Origin of the sequence: Allokutzneria multivorans (assembly GCF_039537405.1) — a bacterium.
GTDB classification, from domain to species: domain Bacteria; phylum Actinomycetota; class Actinomycetes; order Mycobacteriales; family Pseudonocardiaceae; genus Allokutzneria; species Allokutzneria multivorans.
The window spans coordinates 175,231-193,967 of the sequence record NZ_BAABAL010000006.1; the positions used below are offsets into that span (position 1 = coordinate 175,231).

At 71.5% G+C, this 18,737-nt stretch carries 18 protein-coding genes; 1 reads left to right on the forward strand and 17 read right to left on the reverse strand.

The annotated features are described in order from the left end of the window. The 7 genes from tsaB to ABD798_RS10545 are packed head-to-tail and all read right to left on the reverse strand — an operon-like array spanning position 1 to position 5,771. The gene (gene tsaB / locus ABD798_RS10515) at positions 1–693 is read right to left on the reverse strand and encodes a tRNA (adenosine(37)-N6)-threonylcarbamoyltransferase complex dimerization subunit type 1 TsaB (protein ID WP_344873259.1); all 693 of its coding nucleotides are present in this window, start codon (positions 691–693) and stop codon (positions 1–3) included. Positions 694–719: 26 nt separating this feature from the next. After that, positions 720–1,172 carry a tRNA (adenosine(37)-N6)-threonylcarbamoyltransferase complex ATPase subunit type 1 TsaE gene (gene tsaE, locus ABD798_RS10520; RefSeq protein WP_425549206.1) on the reverse strand — a complete coding sequence of 151 codons (453 nt, stop codon included), beginning with the start codon at positions 1,170–1,172 and terminating at the stop codon, positions 720–722. 11 nt (positions 1,173–1,183) lie between these two features. Then, the gene (locus ABD798_RS10525) at positions 1,184–2,293 is read right to left on the reverse strand and encodes an alpha/beta fold hydrolase (protein ID WP_344873263.1); all 1,110 of its coding nucleotides are present in this window, start codon (positions 2,291–2,293) and stop codon (positions 1,184–1,186) included. Continuing rightward, the gene (alr, locus tag ABD798_RS10530) at positions 2,290–3,444 is read right to left on the reverse strand and encodes an alanine racemase (protein WP_344873264.1); all 1,155 of its coding nucleotides are present in this window, start codon (positions 3,442–3,444) and stop codon (positions 2,290–2,292) included. The genes ABD798_RS10525 and alr overlap by 4 nt, the downstream gene beginning before the upstream one ends. Before the next feature lie 8 nt (positions 3,445–3,452). Continuing rightward, positions 3,453–4,898: an NAD(P)H-hydrate dehydratase gene (locus ABD798_RS10535; protein WP_344873266.1), complete on the reverse strand. Its 1,446-nt coding sequence runs from the start codon at positions 4,896–4,898 to the stop codon at positions 3,453–3,455. Between the two features lie 2 nt (positions 4,899–4,900). Continuing rightward, positions 4,901–5,281, reverse strand: a complete 381-nt coding sequence (locus tag ABD798_RS10540) for a holo-ACP synthase (RefSeq protein WP_344873268.1) — start codon at positions 5,279–5,281, stop codon at positions 4,901–4,903. Positions 5,282–5,300: 19 nt separating this feature from the next. After that, positions 5,301–5,771: a DUF6228 family protein gene (locus ABD798_RS10545; protein ID WP_344873270.1), complete on the reverse strand. Its 471-nt coding sequence runs from the start codon at positions 5,769–5,771 to the stop codon at positions 5,301–5,303. A gap of 66 nt (positions 5,772–5,837) precedes the next feature. Here ABD798_RS10545 and ABD798_RS10550 point away from each other — a divergent pair, with 66 nt between their 5' ends. Then, on the forward strand, positions 5,838–6,656 hold the full coding sequence (locus tag ABD798_RS10550) for a dienelactone hydrolase family protein (protein WP_344873272.1): 819 nt from the start codon (positions 5,838–5,840) through the stop codon (positions 6,654–6,656). Positions 6,657–6,663: 7 nt separating this feature from the next. Here ABD798_RS10550 and ABD798_RS10555 read toward each other — a convergent pair whose 3' ends face one another. From ABD798_RS10555 to eccCa, 10 genes are all read right to left on the reverse strand, one after another. Next, positions 6,664–6,918 carry a hypothetical protein gene (locus tag ABD798_RS10555; RefSeq protein WP_344873274.1) on the reverse strand — a complete coding sequence of 85 codons (255 nt, stop codon included), beginning with the start codon at positions 6,916–6,918 and terminating at the stop codon, positions 6,664–6,666. Next, on the reverse strand, positions 6,919–8,934 hold the full coding sequence (locus tag ABD798_RS10560; RefSeq protein ID WP_344873276.1) for a WXG100 family type VII secretion target: 2,016 nt from the start codon (positions 8,932–8,934) through the stop codon (positions 6,919–6,921). It lies immediately after the preceding gene. After that, positions 8,934–9,230: a hypothetical protein gene (locus ABD798_RS10565; protein WP_344873278.1), complete on the reverse strand. Its 297-nt coding sequence runs from the start codon at positions 9,228–9,230 to the stop codon at positions 8,934–8,936. Before ABD798_RS10565 ends, ABD798_RS10560 begins: the two co-directional genes overlap by 1 nt. A 137-nt stretch (positions 9,231–9,367) precedes the next feature. Further along, positions 9,368–10,711, reverse strand: a complete 1,344-nt coding sequence (gene glmM, locus ABD798_RS10570) for a phosphoglucosamine mutase (RefSeq protein WP_344873280.1) — start codon at positions 10,709–10,711, stop codon at positions 9,368–9,370. Between the two features lie 149 nt (positions 10,712–10,860). After that, positions 10,861–11,427, reverse strand: a complete 567-nt coding sequence (gene rpsI / locus ABD798_RS10575) for a 30S ribosomal protein S9 (protein ID WP_344873282.1) — start codon at positions 11,425–11,427, stop codon at positions 10,861–10,863. Between the two features lie 41 nt (positions 11,428–11,468). Continuing rightward, positions 11,469–11,912, reverse strand: coding sequence for a 50S ribosomal protein L13 (gene rplM, locus ABD798_RS10580; protein ID WP_344873284.1), 444 nt, complete (start codon positions 11,910–11,912; stop codon positions 11,469–11,471). Positions 11,913–12,227: 315 nt separating this feature from the next. Continuing rightward, positions 12,228–12,509 carry a WXG100 family type VII secretion target gene (locus ABD798_RS10585; protein ID WP_086822311.1) on the reverse strand — a complete coding sequence of 94 codons (282 nt, stop codon included), beginning with the start codon at positions 12,507–12,509 and terminating at the stop codon, positions 12,228–12,230. A gap of 5 nt (positions 12,510–12,514) precedes the next feature. Beyond that, positions 12,515–12,829, reverse strand: a complete 315-nt coding sequence (locus tag ABD798_RS10590; protein ID WP_344873287.1) for a WXG100 family type VII secretion target — start codon at positions 12,827–12,829, stop codon at positions 12,515–12,517. 173 nt (positions 12,830–13,002) lie between these two features. After that, a complete protein-coding gene (locus tag ABD798_RS10595; protein ID WP_344873289.1) occupies positions 13,003–14,652 on the reverse strand; it encodes a type VII secretion-associated protein in 1,650 nt (549 codons plus the stop codon). Continuing rightward, the gene (gene eccCa, locus ABD798_RS10600) at positions 14,649–18,659 is read right to left on the reverse strand and encodes a type VII secretion protein EccCa (RefSeq protein ID WP_344873291.1); all 4,011 of its coding nucleotides are present in this window, start codon (positions 18,657–18,659) and stop codon (positions 14,649–14,651) included. Before eccCa ends, ABD798_RS10595 begins: the two co-directional genes overlap by 4 nt. Positions 18,660–18,737: the final 78 nt, after the last annotated feature.

Below are 18,737 nucleotides of genomic sequence, written 5' to 3' on the forward strand. Positions count from 1 at the left end.
TCATGCCTGGCTCACCCGCTTGCGCGCGCCCGGCTCGACGGCGTCGGGCTGGCGGAGGTAGAGCGGGGTCAGCGGGGCGGGCTCGGCGCCCTCGCGGAGTTCGCGGGCGGCGGCGCCGACCAGGCCGACCGAGCTCGGGTAGGTCGTCGGCAGCACGGTCAGGCCGAAGAGCTCGGCGTGCTGCTCGGCGACGGGGCCGGAGACCTCGGTGACGCCGATGTCGGCCAGCTCGCCGGCGAGCTTCGCCGCGACCGCGTCCGGGCGGTCCACGTTCGGGCCCGCGACGCGCCAGCCCTGGTCGCAGTAGACCGACCAGTAGACCTCGCGGCGGCGCGCGTCGGTGACCACGAGCAGCGAGGTGTGGAACGGGGTCGCGACCGCGATGGCGTCCAAGGTGGACACCGGGTGCACGGGGATGTCCAGCACCTGGCCGAGCGCGGCGGCGGTGACCATGCCGACGCGCAGCCCGGTGAAGGGCCCCGGCCCGGAGCCGCAGACGATCGCGTCGAGCTGGTCGAGCCCGACCCCCGCCTCCTCCAGCGCGGCGGTGAGGTGCGGGGTGAGCAGCTCCGTGTGCGCTCGCGGGTCGACGGTCACCCGCTCGGCGAGCAGCTCCGGCAGGGCGTCACCGTCGAGGGCGACAACACCGGCCGTGACGGCGGGGGTTGCGGTGTCCAGCGCGAGCACGAGCACGACTGACGAGTCTACGACCGCACTGGTCAGCCGGTGAGGGCGGCCACCACGCGGGGCAGGCCGGTGAGGGAGACCTCGCGGACGTCGTCGGGGCGGCGGTCGATGCGGACCAGCAGGTGGTCCTCGGCGAGGCGCTCGGCGAAGCCCTCCCCCCACTCGATCACCACCACGGCGTCCTCGAGGTCGGTGTCCAGGTCGAGGTCGTCCAGCTCCAGGGCGTCGCCACCGAGCCGGTAGGCGTCCACGTGCACCAGGGTGCCGCGCTCGCCGGGGTGCACGCGCGAGATGACGAAGGTCGGCGAGCTGACCCGCCCCCGCACTCCGAGCCCTTCGGCGATGCCCTTGACCAGCACGGTCTTCCCGGCGCCGAGCGGGCCGGAGAGCAGCACCAGATCACCCCGGTCGAGCAGGGCGCCCAGCCGCCTGCCCAGGGCCACGGTGTCCTCGTGCTCGGCCAGTTCGGCCGTCCAGGTCGTCACGTCCACCGGGTTCACGCCCGCTTCCACCAGCGCTTCCTCTTCCCACTCCGACCGACACACCTGCCGAACAGCTCGGCGAGGCGTTCGCTGACCAGCACCGGCTGCTCCAGCATCAGCACGTGCCCCGCGCCCTCGGCGCGCACCAGCTCCGCGTCGGGCAGCTCGGCGGCGATCACCTCGGAGTGCGAGTACGGCGTGAGCCGGTCCGCGTCCGCGCCGATCACCAGCACGTGCGTGTGCCGGAGGCCCGCGAGCGCGGAGACCCGGTTGTGCGTGCCCAGGGTCTCCAGGAACTCCGTCAGCACCTGCACCGAGGTGCTGGAGATCATGTCATCGACGAGGTCGACCAGTGCCGGGCTGACCTTGCGGTCGCCGAAGGCCAACCTGCGGATGAGGCTCCAGACGATCTGCCCGCCCACCCCGCGCACGCGCTCGACGAGCCCGGGGGTCCAGCTCGCGAGCCTGCCGACGCCGAGGGTGACCGGGTTGTGCCGGGACAGCACCGGCCTCGGCAGCCCGGAGCGGCCGATCTCGCCCGCCGAGGTGCCGAGGAAGGCCACCCCGGCGACGCGGTCGCGGAACAGCTCGGGCCGCTGCTCGGCCAGCGCCATGATCGTCATGCCGCCCATCGAGTGGCCGACCAGCACCATCTGGCCCTTGGGCACCATCGCGCGCAGCACCGCGTCGAGGTCGTGGCCGAGCTGGTCGATCGTGGAGGTCTCGGGGGCTCCGCGCCCGGAGCGGCCGTGGCTGCGCTGGTCGTAGATCACCAGGCGCACGCGCGGATCGGTCAGCTGCGGCAGGTCGCGCCGCTGGAAGTGCCAGGTCCTGCGGTCCAGCGCGAAGCCGTGCACCAGCACCACGGTCAGCTCGGGCTTGCCGCCGTCCGCAGGGTTGACCTCCTCGACGTAGATCGGCACACCGTCGTCGGCGGCCACGGTCGAGGTGCGATCGGGCTTGAGCTCGCCGAGCGGCTCGTCGGCGTAGCGGTCGAGCAGGGCCGCACCCTCGCGGCGGTGCTTGATCTGGGAGCTCTTCGCGGCGGCGCCGACGGCGGTGCCCGCGACCGCCGCTCCGAGCACGCCACCGGCGACGCCGACGGCCTTCCAGACGCGGCTCATGCTCCTCCGACCGGGACGACCGTTCTGACGACGCGCGGGCGGGTCATGCCCGTGACGATCTCGTAGTGGATCGTGCCGAGGGTGTCGGCCCACTCCGTCGCGGTCGGCTCTCCCCTGGTCCCGGGGCCGAACAGGACGACCTCGTCGCCCTCGCGGACCACGTCGTCCCCGCAGTCGACCATGACCTGGTCCATGCAGACCCGGCCGACCACCGGGCGCCGCTTGCCGCCGAGGAGGACCTCCATCCGCCCGGACAGCGCGCGCGGCACGCCGTCGGCGTACCCGGCGGGGACCAGCGCGATGGTGGTCTCGTGCGGAGCCGTCCACGAGAGCCCGTAGGACACGCCCTCACCAGCGGTGATGCGTTTGACCAGCGCGACGCGGGCGCGGAAGGTCATGGCCGGGCGCAGCTCGTCGCCGCCGAAGCCGGGCGGCATCGGGTTCAGGCCGTACATCGCGATGCCCGTGCGGACCAGCTCGAAGTGCAGGTCGGGGCGGCTCAGCACGGCGGCGGAGTTGGCGATGTGCCGGATCGGCCGCAGGCCCGCGTCCACGGCGAGCGCGTGCGCCTCGGTGAGCCGCTTCGCTTGGGCGTCGATCGAGGGGTGGCCGGGTTCGTCGGCGCAGGCCAGGTGCGACCAGACGCCGATGACCTTGACCCAGCCCGTGCGCTGCGCGGCCTCGGCCGCCATGACCAGCTCCGGCCAGTCCTGCGGAGCGCAGCCGTTGCGGGAGAGGCCGGTGTCGATCTTGAGGTGGATCCGCGCGGTCTTCCCGGTGCGGTTCACCGCCACGATCACGGCATCGAGCGCGGCCAGGGAGGAGACCGACAGGTCGATCCCGGCGCTCACCGCCTCGGTGAAGTCCTCGTCCGGCACGTGCAGCCAGGAGAAGATCGGCGCGGTGATCCCGCCCGCTCGCAGCGCCAGCGCCTCTTCGAGGTGGCAGACGCCGACCCAGGAGGCTCCGGACTCCAGCGCGGTTCTGGCCACGTGCAGTGCTCCGTGCCCGTAACCGTCGGCCTTCACGACAGCCATCGTTTGTGCGCCGGAGGCCGCAGCGAGGCCGCTGAGCAGGGCGATGTTGTGCCGGAGGGCGTCGGTGTCGACGAGCACTTCGGCACGCGGCAGGTGCGGGTTCTGAGCAGCCATAACGGCGTTCATGGTGACACAGACGCCGCGGCGGCCCGTAGGACGCGGATCGCGTTCGGCACTTCCCGCAGCAAGGAGCCCGCGGGAATCGGCGCGCCGTCCGCCGCCAGCTCTCCGGCCAGCTCGTGCGCCGCCGCCGCGCAGCCCGCCGCGAGCACCGGGTCCATGCCTCCTGCCAGCAACGATCCGATCAGCCCTGCCAGCACGTCGCCGGAGCCCGCCGTCGCCGCCCACGAGGAGCGCGCCGGGTTGACCAGGACGCGGCCGTCCGGCGCGGCGACCACGGTGCTGTGTCCCTTGAGCAGCACCACCACGTCGTAGCGCTTCGCCGCTCGCAGCGCGGCGGCAACGCGGTCCTCGCCGACCTCCCCCGCGAGCCTGGCGAACTCCCGGTCGTGCGGGGTGATCACCATCGGCGTTCCGGGTTCGCGCAGGTCCCACAGGTCCTTGTGCTTGGCCAGCAACGTGATCGCGTCCGCGTCGGCGCACACGGCGACCCCGGCTTCGAGGACCTGGGCCAGCGCGTCCCGGCCGCTCGGGCCGATGCCCATGCCCGGCCCGACGACCCACGCCTGCACTCGGCCCGTGTCGCTGATCGAGGCCGTCGCGACCACCTCGGGCCAGCGCGAGCGGATCGCGTCGGCGGCCGGGCCGGTGTAGCGGACCATGCCGGAGGTCGCCAGCGTCGCGGCTCCGGCGGCCAGCACGGCGGCCCCCGGGTAGGTCGCCGAGCCCGCGGCCACGCCGGTGACGCCCTGCGTGTACTTGTCGTCGGTCGGCCCCGGCACCGGCCACAGGCGCCCCATGTCGGCGGGTTCGAGCACGGTGATGTCGGGCTCGCCCAGCTCCGGGCCAAGCCCGATGTCGACCAGGTGCACTTCGCCGCTGCGCTTGGCGCCCTCGCCCAGCACGTGCAGCGGCTTGTGGCAGCCGAAGGTGACCGTCGCGGTCGCCGTCACCGCCGGGCCGTTCACCACGCCGGTGTCCGGCTCCACCCCGCTGGGCAGATCCACGGCGAGCACGGGCGCGGTGATCAGCTCGACCAGCTCAGCGGCGGCCGGTCGCAGTGGTCCCCGCGCGGACAGGCCCACGATGCCGTCGACCACCAGGTCCGCGCGCTGAACCGCCTCGCGGCCGTCCGTCGTGACGCGTCCGCCTGTTTTTCGCAGCGCGGCAAGACCTTCGGCGTGCGCGCGCTCCGGCGACAGCAGCACGGCGGTCACCGCGACGCCGCGCCTGCGCAGGAAAGCCCCTGCCCACAACGCATCCCCGCCGTTGTTGCCCGCGCCGACGAGGAGCGTGACGCGGCGGCCGACGACGCCGGGGCCGAGCATCCGCAGCGCGACCGTGGCCAGGCCGAACGCCGCCTTGCGCATCAGCGAGCCGTCCGGAACCCGTGCCAGCAAGCGGTTCTCCGCCTCGCGCACGTGGTCGGTCGTCCACACGCCCTTCACGCTCAGCTCCTCCCGGATCGCTCGGCGACCACGAACGCGGCCGCGATGTCGGCGTCGTGGGTCAGCGAGAGGTGCCAGGAACCGACCCCGGCCCGCTCAGCGGCTCCGGCGAGCACGCCCGTGAGCCGCACGGAGGGCCGATTGTCCTGCGCGGCAACGACTTCGCATTCCAGCAACTGGTAGCCGTGCGGTGCGCCGAGCGCCTTCACCACGGCTTCCTTCGCCGCGTACCTGGCCGCCAGCGAGGCCGGGCGCCGCAGCTCTCCCTTGCGGGTGCGGCGTTCCGCCTCGGTGAACAGCCGGTCGAGCATGCGCGGGGTCCGGTCGAGCAGCCGCTCGAAGCGCCGCACGCCGACGATGTCGGTGCCAATGCCCACGATCACGCTGCACAGGCTCCCACGGTCAGCCCATCTCGACAGCCAGGAAGTTGTGCAGCGCCGCCACCAAGGTGTCCTTCTCCGCCCCGGCCTCCAGCTCGGTGACCGCGGAGGCCGACCACTCCCCCGTCACCGAGTGCCGCCACGGCCGCAGCGTCCACTTCAGCTCGACGTGCCCGCGCGAGTTCCACCTCGCGACCACGGAGACGTCGCGATCGGCGCTGTGCCAGTGCTTCTCGCCCTCCCAGCCCCGGAAGTCCAGCCCGCCGAGGAAGCACGGCAGCCCCATGCCGTCGGCCAGGTTCGTCACGCCCTCCAACCGCGCGACCAGCCCCGGCGCGACGATCTCCACCAGGAAGAACAGCCGCCCGTCGTTCGCGTCCTCCGCGAGGTGGCGCTCCGCGAAGCGCAGCGGCCCCACGCGGACCTCGGCGTCGTCCATGCAGCGCATCGCGACCTCGCGCCGCTGCCACCCGTGCTCGCACACTCCAGCCACAGCCGCACAGGGTATGGGCACGCCTGCCATCGCAGCTCGGCGGCCGATCCACTAACGTCTCGGCTCATGGCACTCACCGCCAAGCAGGCGTTCAAGGAGCTCTCTCGCCCCGGCCCGCACCGGGTGATGCGAGGGGACCTGGCGCTGGTGGGGCTCCCCGGCGCGGTGCTCACCCCGGAGTCCGGCAACGGCCTCCCGGCGGTGGTGTTCGGCCACGGCTGGCTCCAGCCGATCAAGCGCTACCACGGCTTCATGCGGCACCTGGCCTCGTGGGGCTTCGTCGTCGCAGCGCCCGCGACGCAGAACGGCCCGCTGCCCTCGCACCGGCTGTTCACCGCGGACATGCGCACGGCGCTGGACATCTGCTCGTCCGTGCGCCTCGGCGAGGGCCGGATCAGCGTGAACCCGGAGCAGCTCGGCACGGCCGGGCACTCCCTCGGCGGCGGCTGCGCGGTGCTGGCGGCGGCTGCGGACGAGCGCGTGCGCGCGGTCGGCACGATGGGGCTCTCGGAGACCCGGCCTTCCGCGCTCGACGCCGCGCGCGAGTGCACCATGCCCGCGCTGCACCTCTCCGGCGACGAGGACCTGATCTCCCCGCCCATCGGCCACGCCGAGCCGGTCACGCAGGCGTGGGCGGGCTCGGTCCAGCTGCGCGGCATCACCAAGGCCACGCACCTCGGCTTCACCGAGAACTGGCAGTGGACGGACATGCTGCTCGACGGCAAACCGCAGAGCAAGACGCAGAAGATCTCGCGCGTCCTGCTGACCGCTTTCTTCCTGCGCACGCTCACCGGCAACCGCGGCTACGACGCGCTGCTGGAGGGGGAGATCAAGGGCTGCTCGATCGACTACGCGCGCGGCCCCGCAGTGCCCAGCCTGGCCTGATTCCCTTTCAGCGCAACCAGGTCTGCGTCGAGAAGTCCTCGTCGTCGTCCATCGGCGACTGCTGCTTCGGCGGCGGCCAGCCGTTGTCGCGGCGGTCCTGGAGTCGCTCGACCACCCGGCCCGCGTGCTCGGCGATCTCCGTCGCGGTGCGCTCGGCCTCGGCAAGCGCGTCGTCGCGGCGCCTGGTCACGAGGTCCATCCGCTCGGCGTGCTCGCGCATCACCATGTCCAGCCGGTGCTGAGCCGCAACGACGTCGTTCACCTAGTTCTCCTCGTCATCGAGGCCGCCGAGCACCCTGGCCACCCTGCTGACCGCCTCCGCCGAGTCCTCCTCGACGACGTAGCCCTCGGTGCGCCAGTTGGTGCCGCTGCGCTCCTGATCACCGCCTGACTGCTGCGGCGCGGGCGGCACCATCATCCCCGTGCCCTGTGTTGGGGCGGCCGGAACCCGTTGTCCCTCACTGGGAATCGAGCCCAACCCGGCTTCCCCGGGCTGCGGCGCGGGCGGGCTCGGCAGGGGTTCCGCGACCTCTTCGACGGAGCCTTCGCCGCTCGCGAGCTCGACCTGTCCCCGGGTGAAGTCGATGTCGTAGGTCGTGGGCCTGCCGTCGGCTCCCGGCACCGTCACGCGCAGGTGCCCAGCATCGCCCGGCACGCGCTCAGCGACGATCGTGCAGTCCCCGTCGCGGATCGCGGCCTTGCCGTTCTCATCCGCCTTCGTGACCGGGTTCTCTTGCGGCACAACAGGTTGCGGAGCGTTCCCAGGCTGAACGGGGATGGCGCCCGGCTGCGGCCTCACCTCGGGCCCCGTCGGCCCGAAGTCCACCTCGTAGCTCTTCGGCTTGCCGTCCGGTCCCTCCACGGTGATCGTCACGTGGCCGTCGCGCGTGGGGCTGGTGACCGTGATCGTGCGCCCGGCGTCCTCGAAGCTCACCGACTCACGCGGATGTCCGCCTGGCACAGGGGTTCCGGGCTGTTGTGTTCCAGGCAGGCCTGAGGACTCCGTCCCGCCGCCCGGCACCTCGATCGGCGGCAGCGTGGGAGTCGGCAGGCTCGGCACGGGCGGCGCGATCGGCGGGATTCGTCCGCCACCACCGCCTCCTCCACCGCCACCGATCGGACCGCCGCCACCGCCACCGCCGCCGTTGGGTGGCGTGGAACCCCCACCCCCGGGCGGAGTGCCGTTGATCAACTCCTTGAACGGGTTGTCGTTGAGCCGGTTCAGGTGGTCGGTCAGCACCTTCCAGAGGTCGTTCACCGTCTTGCGGGTGTCGTCGCACATCTTCGCGAAGCTCACGAACAGCGCCTCGAACGCCTGGCAGAACGCCCGCGCCCACTTCAACGCCTCGGCCTCGACGAAGCGGCGGGTCTCGTCGTTGACCGCGCACTTGTCGCTCTCGGCCTGCTTCGCCGCCGCGCCACCGACCAGCGCGGCGGCCCTGCGGACGTCGGCGTCCCAGCGACCGTTGGCCATCTGCATGATCATCAGGCCTTCGGCGACGGTGCGGTCGGGCAACCGCTCGCGGTGCGTCCCGAGGGCGAACTCGGCCTTGGTCCGGCAGGCCTGAGCCACCTTGGTGGAGGTGCCGCGCATCAGCTCCGCCGACCCGCGCAACGACTCCGTGAGGTGGCCGACCTCCACCCGGAACCGGTCGGAGAAGACCCGCGAACGCTCAGCCGCCTTGCCGCTCCAGTGGCCGTAGAGCCCGGAAAGACTGCTGGAGGACTTGCTCGACGACGCCTCGACCGCCGACTTCGCGCCTTCCAAGGCCTGCGCGTGCGCTTCGATCTGGGAGAACTGGATGTCGCGCTGCTCGTCGTAGCGCTTGGTCGCCTCCGCGAACGCGTCGCCGGAGATCGCCCCGCTCCGGCAGCCCTGCGGCGCCGCCGCGTAGACCTGCCCGAAGCGCCGGAACACCTCAAGGCCGGGCTTGCCGATGTCCAGGATCTCGTTGGAGCTGCTGGGATTCCTGCGCTTCAGGTCCTCCAGCTTCTCCTTGCCGCCGCGCACACCGCCGTTGACGCGGTCCTCAACGGCCTTCTTGTAGCGCTTGTGCGTGTCCTCCAGGAGTGCAACACCGGATCCGAGGTGCGCGAGAGTGCTGGCGACGCGAGTGACCGTGCCCACGCCCAACTCCTGGGCATACCGCTCCATCGTGTCGTCGATGCCGACGAGGTTGACGCGCACGTACGCGAGGAACAGGTCCCGCTTCTCCGCCTGGTTGAGGTCGGGGCTGCCGAGCATCTCCACGAGCTCATCGCGGGTGGGCCCGGCCATCAGAGGCTCCCGACGGTGCCGGTGTTCTTGTTCTCCACCCACTGGTAGCCGCCCCTGGTCTTCTCCAGGCGCCCGGCGAAGTCGTTGGTGGCGGCCACGAAACCGCTCGCGGCGGTGACGAGCCTGCGCAGGCCGTCGGCGTAGGCCCTGGCCGATTCGGCGTGCGCCCTGCCGAGCTGAGCGCCCCCGCCCGCGGCGGCCTCGACGGCCTTGATCTTCGGCTCGGCCTCGCCGGCAGCGGCCCTCAGGACCCCGGCGACCTGCGCCATCTCATCGGTGTTGGTACCGAAACCCACCTGGTCGTCCCCCTCGCGCGTCCCCTAGGACCGCGCCGAGGCTATCGAGGGGCTCCCCCGCCCACGCGCGCCTCCACCGCGATCCACCCCATGGTGGACCAGCGGTGACGCGCGTGCGCGACGTTCGGGGGAAGTGTTCAGCGAATGCCGGAAACGACGCCCGCGAGGCGCTTGGCGGCCTGGGCGGCGGCGTCCTGACTGGGGGCCTCGACCATCACGCGGACCAGCTGCTCGGTGCCGGAGGGGCGCAGCAGCACCCGGCCGGAGCCTGCCAGTTCGGCCTCGACGGCGGCGACGGCCTCGGCGACCGACGGGGAGGCCGCGACCCTGGCCTTGTCGCTGACCTTGACGTTGACCAGGACCTGCGGCAGGCGGCGCATCACCCCGGCCAGCTCGGCCAGCGGGCGGCCGGTGGAGACCACGCGGGCCATCAGGCGCAGCGCGGTGAGCAGGCCGTCGCCGGTCGTGGCGTGCGTGGGCAGCACCACGTGCCCGGACTGCTCGCCGCCGAGGGAGAACCCCCCGGAGCGCAGCTCCTCCAGCACGTAGCGGTCGCCGACGGAGGTCGTGCGCACGGTGACGCCGTTCTCCCGCATGGCCAGGTGCAGCCCGAGGTTGCTCATCACGGTGGCCACGAGGGTGTCGTCGGCGAGCTCGCCGCCCTCCTTCATGGCCAGCGCGAGCACCGCGAGGATCTGGTCACCGTCCACCTCGGCACCGGTGTTGTCCACGGCCAGGCAGCGGTCGGCGTCACCGTCGTGGGCGATGCCCAGGTCGGCGCCGTGCTCGCGGACGGCGGCGCGCAGCACGTCGAGGTGGGTGGAGCCGCACCCGTCGTTGATGTTGATGCCGTCCGGCTCGGCGTGGATGGCGATCACGTCGGCACCCGCGCGGCGGTAGGCCTCGGGTGCTGCGGTGGAGGCGGAGCCGTTCGCGCAGTCCACGACCACGCGCAGGCCTTCGAGCGGCTGCGGGGTCGCGAGGAGCAGGTGGTCGACGTAGCTCTGCACGGCGTTGTCGAGGTCGCGGACGCGGCCGATGGCCCCGCCGGTCGGGCGCGCCCCGGCCGGGCCCTCGGCGATCAGCCGCTCGATCTCGTTCTCCACGACGTCGGTCAGCTTGTGGCCGTCGCCGGAGAACAGCTTGATCCCGTTGTCCGGCATCGGGTTGTGCGATGCCGAGATCATCACGCCGAACCCGGCGCCGAGGTCGCTGACCAGGTGCGCCACCGCGGGGGTCGGCACGACGCCCGCGCGGAGCACGTCGACGCCCGCCGAGGCCAGGCCCGCGGCGACGGCCGCCTCCAGCATCTCGCCGCTGGCCCTCGGGTCCCTGCCGACCACCGCGACCGGGCGGGCGGAGGAACCGTCGCGCTCGCCGAACACCCGTGCCGCCGCCACCGAGATGGACATGGCCAGTTCGGGGGTGAGGTCGGAGTTGGCGAGACCGCGCACACCATCGGTGCCGAAGAGGCGAGCCATGTCGAGAAGTCCTCCGTGTGACGGGTCCGGTCAGGGGGCCGGGCACAAGTGCTCCGGACGCGACTACGGGAGCAGACATCCGTAGGACGGACATCTGCTCCCGTAGGTTGTCTTGCCGCGTGCGGCCCAGGCAGGAGCGCCTGTGAGACCTAGCGCTTGCTGTACTGCGGGGCCTTGCGGGCCTTCTTGAGACCGTACTTCTTCCGCTCCTTGGCCCGCGGGTCACGGGTGAGGAAGCCGGCCTTCTTCAGCGCCGGGCGGTCGTCCGCGTCCAGCGTGATGAGCGCGCGGGCGATCGCGAGGCGCAGGGCACCGGCCTGGCCGGAGACGCCGCCACCGCTGAGGGTGCCGAACACGTCGAACTTGTCCAGCTTGTCCGTGGTGGTGAACGGGTCCCGGATCAGCTGCTGGTGCACCTTGTTCGGGAAGTACGCGTCGATGTCCTTGCCGTTGAGCAGGAACTTGCCGGTGCCGGGCACCAGGCGGACGCGGACGATGGCCTGCTTGCGGCGGCCGACGGTCTGGATCAGGCGACCGGTGCCCAGCGGCACGATCGGGGCGGCCTCCTCGGCGACCTCGTCAGAGGTGGCCTCGGCGACGACCTCGTCGGTGGCGGCCTCGTCGGCAACGACCTCGGTGGCCTCGGTGGCAACGGCCTCGTCGGCGACGACGGTCTCGTCGACGGCGGGGGTGGTCTCGTCAGCGGGAGTGGTCACGCGGTTTTCCTCTGAGTTCTGGTCGTCCGACACCGGCAGGGTCACTGGCTGACCCGGGGGAGCTCGAACGTCTGCGGCTGCTGGGCCGCGTGCGGGTGGTTCGGACCGGCGTAGACCTTGAGCTTCTTGCCCATGGCGTTGCCGAGCTTGTTCTTCGGCAGCATCCCCTTGATGGCCTTCTCGACCAGCTTGGTGGGGTACTTGTCCAGCATCTCGCCGAACGAGCGCTTCTTCAGTCCGCCCGGGTAGCCACTGTGCCGGTAGACGAACTCCTGGTCGCGCTTGTTGCCGGTCAGCGCGACCTTCTCGGCGTTGATGACGACGACGAAGTCACCGGTGTCGAGGTGCGGCGCGTACATGGGCTTGTGCTTCCCACGCAGCAGGGTGGCGGCGTGGGTCGCGAGGCGGCCGAGCACCAAGTCCTGGGCGTCGATGACGTGCCAGGCTCGCTTCACCTCGCTGGGCTTCGGGCTGTACGTGCGCACGGATCTACCTCGTCGTCACTCGCGTCTTGGGTGGCGTTGGGGCGGCAGAGTCCGGCACCTGCGGGAAACCTCCGCTTGCGCGGGGAAGCTCAGGGCGCGAAAACGCGCGGCCGACTTGGCGCCGCACGATATACCGCTTCAACAGCGATCGAGGTTACCTGTCGCTGCACGGCAGGGTCAAAACGCCCCCCGGTGACGAGCGCCATGTTCGCCATCATGCCAGGTCGCAGACTTGCGGAGGCTCCGCGACACGCCTCGTGGCACGCGAAGGGCCCCGGTCGCGGACGACCGGGGCCCCACATCGCGGGCGCGTGCTCACCAGAGGTCGGCGGCCTTGCGCTCCCCGTCCTGGTAGTTGTCGTTGGCGTGGCCGAGCGCGACGCCGACCTTGGCCAGGATCTCCTGGAGCGCCTTCGCGGCCTCGTCCCACTCGCGCTGCGCCCGCTTGTAGTTGTCGGAGGCCGCACCGGTCCAGGACGCGGCGAGCGGAGCCAGGTCGGACTTCAGCTCGCCGAGCTGGGTGCCCAGCTTGGTGGAGGTGGAGGCGATGTTGCCCTGCGCCTCGGCGAGGGATCCGAACTGAACCTTGATGTCCATGGTGATCAGAGTCCTTCCAGGCCGGCGCGGATGGTGGACATGCCCTCGGTCGCCTGCTGCTCGCGGCGGACGTAGGACTTGCCGGACTGGCCGAGCTGGTCGGAGATCACCCCGAGCGCGTTGTTGAGCTTGACGGTCTGCTCGCCCCAGTTGCGCATGAGGGTCTGGAAGGCCTTGGAGGCCTCGCCCTTCCACTGCGACTGCAGCGGCTCCAGCTGCCCCCTCAGGCCGTTGAGCTCGCGGACCAGCTGCTCCCGCACTTTGGCGACGTCACCGGAGGCCTTGCTCATGGCCTCCGCATTGACCTCGTACTGAGTCATCGAACGACTCCCCCTTCGATCGGTGCTACAGCCCAAGACCATGCCACGCGGCCTTCCGGAACCGCGACTTAATGCGGCAACTTGTTGCGCGTGTGAACGCGGTCCACCTGATTGGTGGGACGCCGCCGCAATCGAGTAGGGAAAGTCACTCTGGCATTTGCCCGTGAAATTACTCAGCCCGTGCCGGAGAGCGTGCCGACCACGCGCTCACACGCCCCGCGCACCGCTTCCCGGCCTTCCGGCGTGCTCTGGCAGCCCACGGTGAGCTGCATCGCCCCCTCGAAGACCACGTGCCACTCGACGACTGATCCGCGCAGCTCACGGCGGTACTGGGCGACGTCGCGACCACCGAAGCCGGTCGAGGCGACGAAACCCGAGTAGCCCTCCGCGCTCGCCCGCTCCACCACCGCGCGGAGTTCGCGGAGCGCGCGTTCTCGTTCCTCGGTCGCGTTGTAGGAGAGCGGGAGCTGTTCCACGCCGATGACGTCGTCGGTGTCCGGGCTCGCGGTTCTGCGCAGTTGGACCTTGCGTTTCGCGGGCTCCCCGCCGCTGTGTTCCCAGCCGTCGGGAACGCGGAATCGGTAGTTGTACTGCGCGAGTTCCTTGCCACCGCTTCCCATCGTGATCACAAATCCCGTGATCACCACCACTGCCACCGCGAGAACCGCGACCACGGCGATTCCCGCCTTTGACCGGCGCTTCGAAGGCGGTACGGGCGGCGGTGCGAGTGGCTGGACGGGAGGAGGCGGCGGGGGCACAGGCGCGACCGGGACCGCGCGCAGGGCTCCGCGCGCCACCACGGTCTCCGGCTGGTCGAGCGCGGTCGGCACCGTGCCGAGCCGGTCGTGCACCAGCCGCGCGAGCAGTGGAACCCGGCTGGAGCCGCCGACCAGGAAGACCCCGGCGACGTCGGTCCCGGACTCGCGCACGGTCGCCGCGAGCAGCTCCACAGCGCGCGTCAGCCGTCCGCGCACCAAGCGCTCCAGCTCCACGCGGGGCACGTGCGCGTCGGAGAACGGCGGCGGCATCGGGATGTCGGTGTACGCGTGCCTGGACAGGGTCTCCTTGGCGCTGCGGACGTCTTCGCGCAGCACGCGGCGACGGCGTCGGTCGGGCAGATCACGGCCCTCGACGAGCCGTCTCCACGCCTCCGGATCCTCGCCGGAGACCAGCGTGCCGACGTGCTCCAAGAGCGCTTGGTCGATGTCCGCGCCGCCGAAGCTCGGATCGCCGCGGCTCGCCAAGACCTCGAAGCCGGAGCCCGTGCGCCGCACCACGCTGGCGTCGACCGTCCCGCCACCGATGTCGAGCACGGCGAGAGCGGCACCGCCGAAGCCCGTGCTCGCAGCGTGGAACACCGCCGCCGCAACGGGTTCCGGCACCAGAACGACGCGGTTGGCGAGCCCGGCGGCAGCACGGGTGAGCACGCCGGCGCGGACCGAACCCCAGTCGGCGGGGTGGGTCAGCACGAGCACGTCGACCTGGGCGTCGCCCGCGATCCTGCGCGCCTCGGCGACCATCCGGGCGAGGACCGCGGTGACCACGCGAGCGACCGGGACGACGACGTTGCCCAGCAGCAGCTCGCCCTCGTCCATGCGGCGCTTGGGATGCGGCTCGAACCGCGCGGGATCGATCGCGGCCTGGCGCTCCGCTTCCCGGCCGACGAAGACCGTGCCGTCGACGGCGACGAACACCGCCGATGGTACGAGCGGGCTGCCGTCGACCAGCACCACCGAGGGTTCGGCGCCGTCGACCGACAACGCCGCGCACGTGCTGGAGGTGCCGAAGTCGACGGCGAGCCGGACCCGTTCCCGCACCGTCACTCGGGATCCAGCCAGGCGAGCTGCACGACCCGCTGGCCGGAACGACGGGTGACGAGCGTGCCGCGACCGGCTGGCATCGCGGAGGGCTTCACGGTGCCGACCAGCTGGCCCTCGTCCCGGTTGCCGCTCATCACGATGCCGGGCGCGGACTGCTCGCGGAGCTTGCCGAGCACCGGGTCGTACAGCGCCCTGCTGGCCCCGCCCGAGGCCCGCGCGACGACCAGGTGCAGGCCGATGTCCTTCGCCTGCGCGAGGAAATCGCCCAGCGGCGCGAGCGGGTTGTTGCCGGCGGTCGCCACCAGGTCGTAGTCGTCGACGACCAGGAAGAGCTCGGGGCCGGACCACCAGGACCGGTTCTTCAGCTGCTCCTGCGTGACGTCCGGGCCGGGCAGCCGCTTGGTCAGCGAGGCGTGGATGTCCTCGACCATGCCGGTGAACTGCTGCGATCCCGCCGCGTACGCCAGCAGGTGGTCGGAGGTGACGAAGCCCAGCATGGTGCGGCGGTAGTCGACCAGGATGATCCGCGCCTGCTTCGGCGTGAAGCGGTCCACGACGCCCCGGACGATCGTGCGCAGCAGGTTCGTCTTGCCCGCCTCCTGCTCGGCGAAGCAGACGAAGTGCGACTCGGACTCGAAGTCCAGGTACACCGGCTTGAGCTCGTCCTCGTCGATGCCGATCGGGATCGCGTGCCTGGGCAGCTCGGCGCTCGGCGCGGGCAATCTGCTGTAGGGGAAGGAATCCGGCAGCATGCGCACCGGCGGGGCGGAGCGCCCGCGCCAGGCAGCCGCGATCCTGGCGACGGCGTCGGCGATACCGGTGCCCGCGTCCTCGGCGGTCATCGGCACGCCGGAGGAGGCCTTGGCCGCGCCGTCGATCCTGGGCAGCGCGGTGAGGAAGTGGTACCGGTCCTTGGACACACCCCGTCCCGGCCGGTCTGCGGGCACGTTGACCGCGACTCGTCTGTCCACATCGGACTCACTGGGATCACCGAGCCGCAGTTCGAAGCGCGTGCCCAGCAAGTCCTTGAGCGAAGGGCGGATCTCGGCCCAGCGCGTCGCGGCGACCACGACGTGCACCCCGTAGGACAGGCCCTGCGCGGCGAGCTTCACCACGTCCTCTTCCAGCAGCTCGAACTCCTGCCGGAACGCCGCCCAGCCGTCCACGACCAGAAACGCGTCACCGAAGGCGTCGTCGACGATCTCGCCCCTGCGCTTGCGGGCGCGGAACTCCGCCATGGACTCGATGCCCAGCTCGCGGAAGCTCTCCTCGCGCTCGGCCAGCAACGTCTTCAGCTCGGCGACCATGCGCCGCACCAGGTCCGGCGAGAACCGGCCGCCGTAGCCGCCGACGTGCGGGAGGTTCTGCAACGACGCGAGCGTTCCGCCACCGAAGTCGAGGCAGTAGAACTGCGTCTCCTCGGCGGTGTGCGTCAACGCCATCGACATCACGATCGACCGCAGCAGCATGGACTTCCCGGCGCGCGGGGCCCCGACGACGGCCGCGTGACCGCCGCCCCCGGAGAAGTCCGCCCACAGGGTGTCCCTGCGCTGGTCGTACGGGCGGTCGACGATGCCGACCGGAGCGATCAGCTTGCCCGCGCCGAAGTAGTCCACAGGGGACAGTCCTCGGTCCTCGGTCGTGGAGAGGTTGGGCAGCAACAGGTCCAGCGAAGGCGGCTCGTTCAGCGGTGGCAGCCACACGGCGTGCGCCTCTGGTCCCTTGCGCTGCACGCGCCGGACCACGATGTCGAGCTCGCTCGGCTCGGTCGGCTGTTCCGGCTTCGCGGGTTCGTCCGCCGAGACGGGCAGCTCCGGCTCGATGTGCGTCTCGACGAAGTCGGGCACGAAGAGCTTCGGCCTGCGGTCGCCGGTGACCGGCGCGGTAGCCCTGACCGCCTGCATCCCCGGCGGCCGGTGCGGCCCGGAGACGTAGCAGGCTTTGAAGCGCACCAACGTGTTCGTGTCGAACTTCAGGTAACCCGAGCCCGGGACCGGGGGCAGCTCGAAGGCGTCCGGGACGCCGAGCACGGACCGCGATTCCGACGCGGAGAAGGTCTTCAGGCCGATGCGGTAGGACAGGTGCCCGTCCAGCCCGCGCAGCCGTCCTTCCTCAAGCTGTTGCGAGGCGAGGAGGAGGTGGATCTGGAGCGAACGCCCGAGTCGGCCGATCGCGACGAACAGTTCGATGAAGTCGGGCTTGGCGGACAACAGTTCGGAGAACTCGTCGACCACGATGAACAGGGCGGGCAAGGGATCCAGGTCCGCGCCGTTCTCGCGCGCCCGCTCGTACTCCCAGACGTTCTTGAAGTTCCCGCCGTCGCGCAACGCCTGCTGGCGCCGGTTCATCTCGCCCGCGATCGCGTCCTGCATGCGGTCGACCAGCGTCAGGTCGTCGGCGAGGTTGGTGATCACCGCGGCCACGTGCGGGGCGCCGTCGAGACCCGCGAAGGTCGCGCCGCCCTTGAAGTCCACCAGGATCAGGTTGAGCATCGCCGAGGAGTGCGTGGCGATCATGCCCAGCACCAGTGTGCGCAGGAACTCCGACTTGCCGGAGCCGGTCGCGCCGATGCACAGGCCGTGCGGGCCCATGCCGCCGACCGCGGCCTCCTTGATGTCCAGCTCCACCGGCTGGCCGTGCTCGCCGATGCCGAAGGCCACCTTGAAGCGGTCGCTGATCGGCCGCGGCCGCCACGCGTGCGCGATCTCGAAGCTCATCGGGTCACCGAGGCCGAGCAGCTCGAACAGCCCGGTGTCGGAGGTCAGCAACGGCTCGTCGACCAGCTCCGCGCCCGCGCCGGTGATCACCCGGTACGGCGAGATCCGCCTGGCCAGCGCCTCGGCCTCGACCACGGTCATCGCGTCCGGCCCGCCGAACCACTCCACGCCGCCGGTGCCGCTGAGCGCGCCGATCCGGTCGTCCTGGATGGTCAGCCGGATGCCGCGGCGCTTGGCCAGCGTGCCGGTGGAGTCCGACAGGTCCAGCAGCGTCACGCCGGAGAGGCCCTCGGTGAGCAGCACGTGCTCGTCGCCTGCGACCTCGCCGTCGTCGACGACGATCACGATGTGCGGCTGCTGCTCCTGCTGGCTCCCCTTGGTGAAGCGCGGGCGGTCCCGCATCTCCTCGGCCAGCCACGTCTCCACCTGCTTGAGCGAGCCGGTGATCATCCGCAGCGAGCCGATGCCGTCGGTGAGCCTGGGGTGCTGCGCGTGCGGCAGCCACTTCACCCACTCCCACTCCGCCCGCGCGTTCCCGGTGGCGACGACCGCGACCAGCACGTCGTCCGGCGCGTGGAAGGTGGCCAGCTGGGCGATCAGCGCGCGGGCCAGCGCCCTGGTCCGCGCCCGCTGCCCGTGCAGCGCGACGGCGGCGAAGGCGCGCAGCGTGAACACCGACGGCAGGTCGGGGACGATCGAGTGGGCTCGGATGAACTTGCGCAGGGCCAGCGTGGTGATCGGTTCCAGCTCGTCGACCGGCCCCGTCTCCGGTGGGCGGAGCCTGGTCTCCAGCCGTTGCGGCCCGCGCCCCATGCGGAGGTGGCAGAAGTCCGGGTCGCTGGCGCGGCGCTCCCACATCCGGCGGGTGGCCGCCAGCGACCACAGCGCCTGCGGGTCGGGGTGCACCCACTCGCGGGCCTCGCGCTGGTCGTGCCCGGCCTGACGAGCGCGTTCCCGCATCTGCCCGAGATACCGCAGGTAATCCTTGCGGTCCTCGTTCATCTCGGCCTTTTTCTTGCCGGTCCCGCCGAATCCTCCGCCCGCCATCATCCCAATGGTGGACAGCAGGAACATCCCGCCGAAGATCAGCGAGCTGGGATTCTGCCCACCGGTGATGAAGACCAGCGCCATCATCAGCACGGAAGCCACGATCATCACCGGCGGCAGCATCTTCATCAGGATGTTCGCCGGAATCACGCGGGGGACTTCCGGTGGCGCTTCCAGAAGCAGCTCACCACCTGGCATACGGGGCGGGCTCAGTCGCGCGGACCGCTTGAACTGAAGCGTGCTCACCGGAGAAGTACCTCTTAGCTCGTGTCAGGGTCGTCTCGTATTTCGGCGGTCCCCCAAGACTGCCCTACCTCCTTCTGG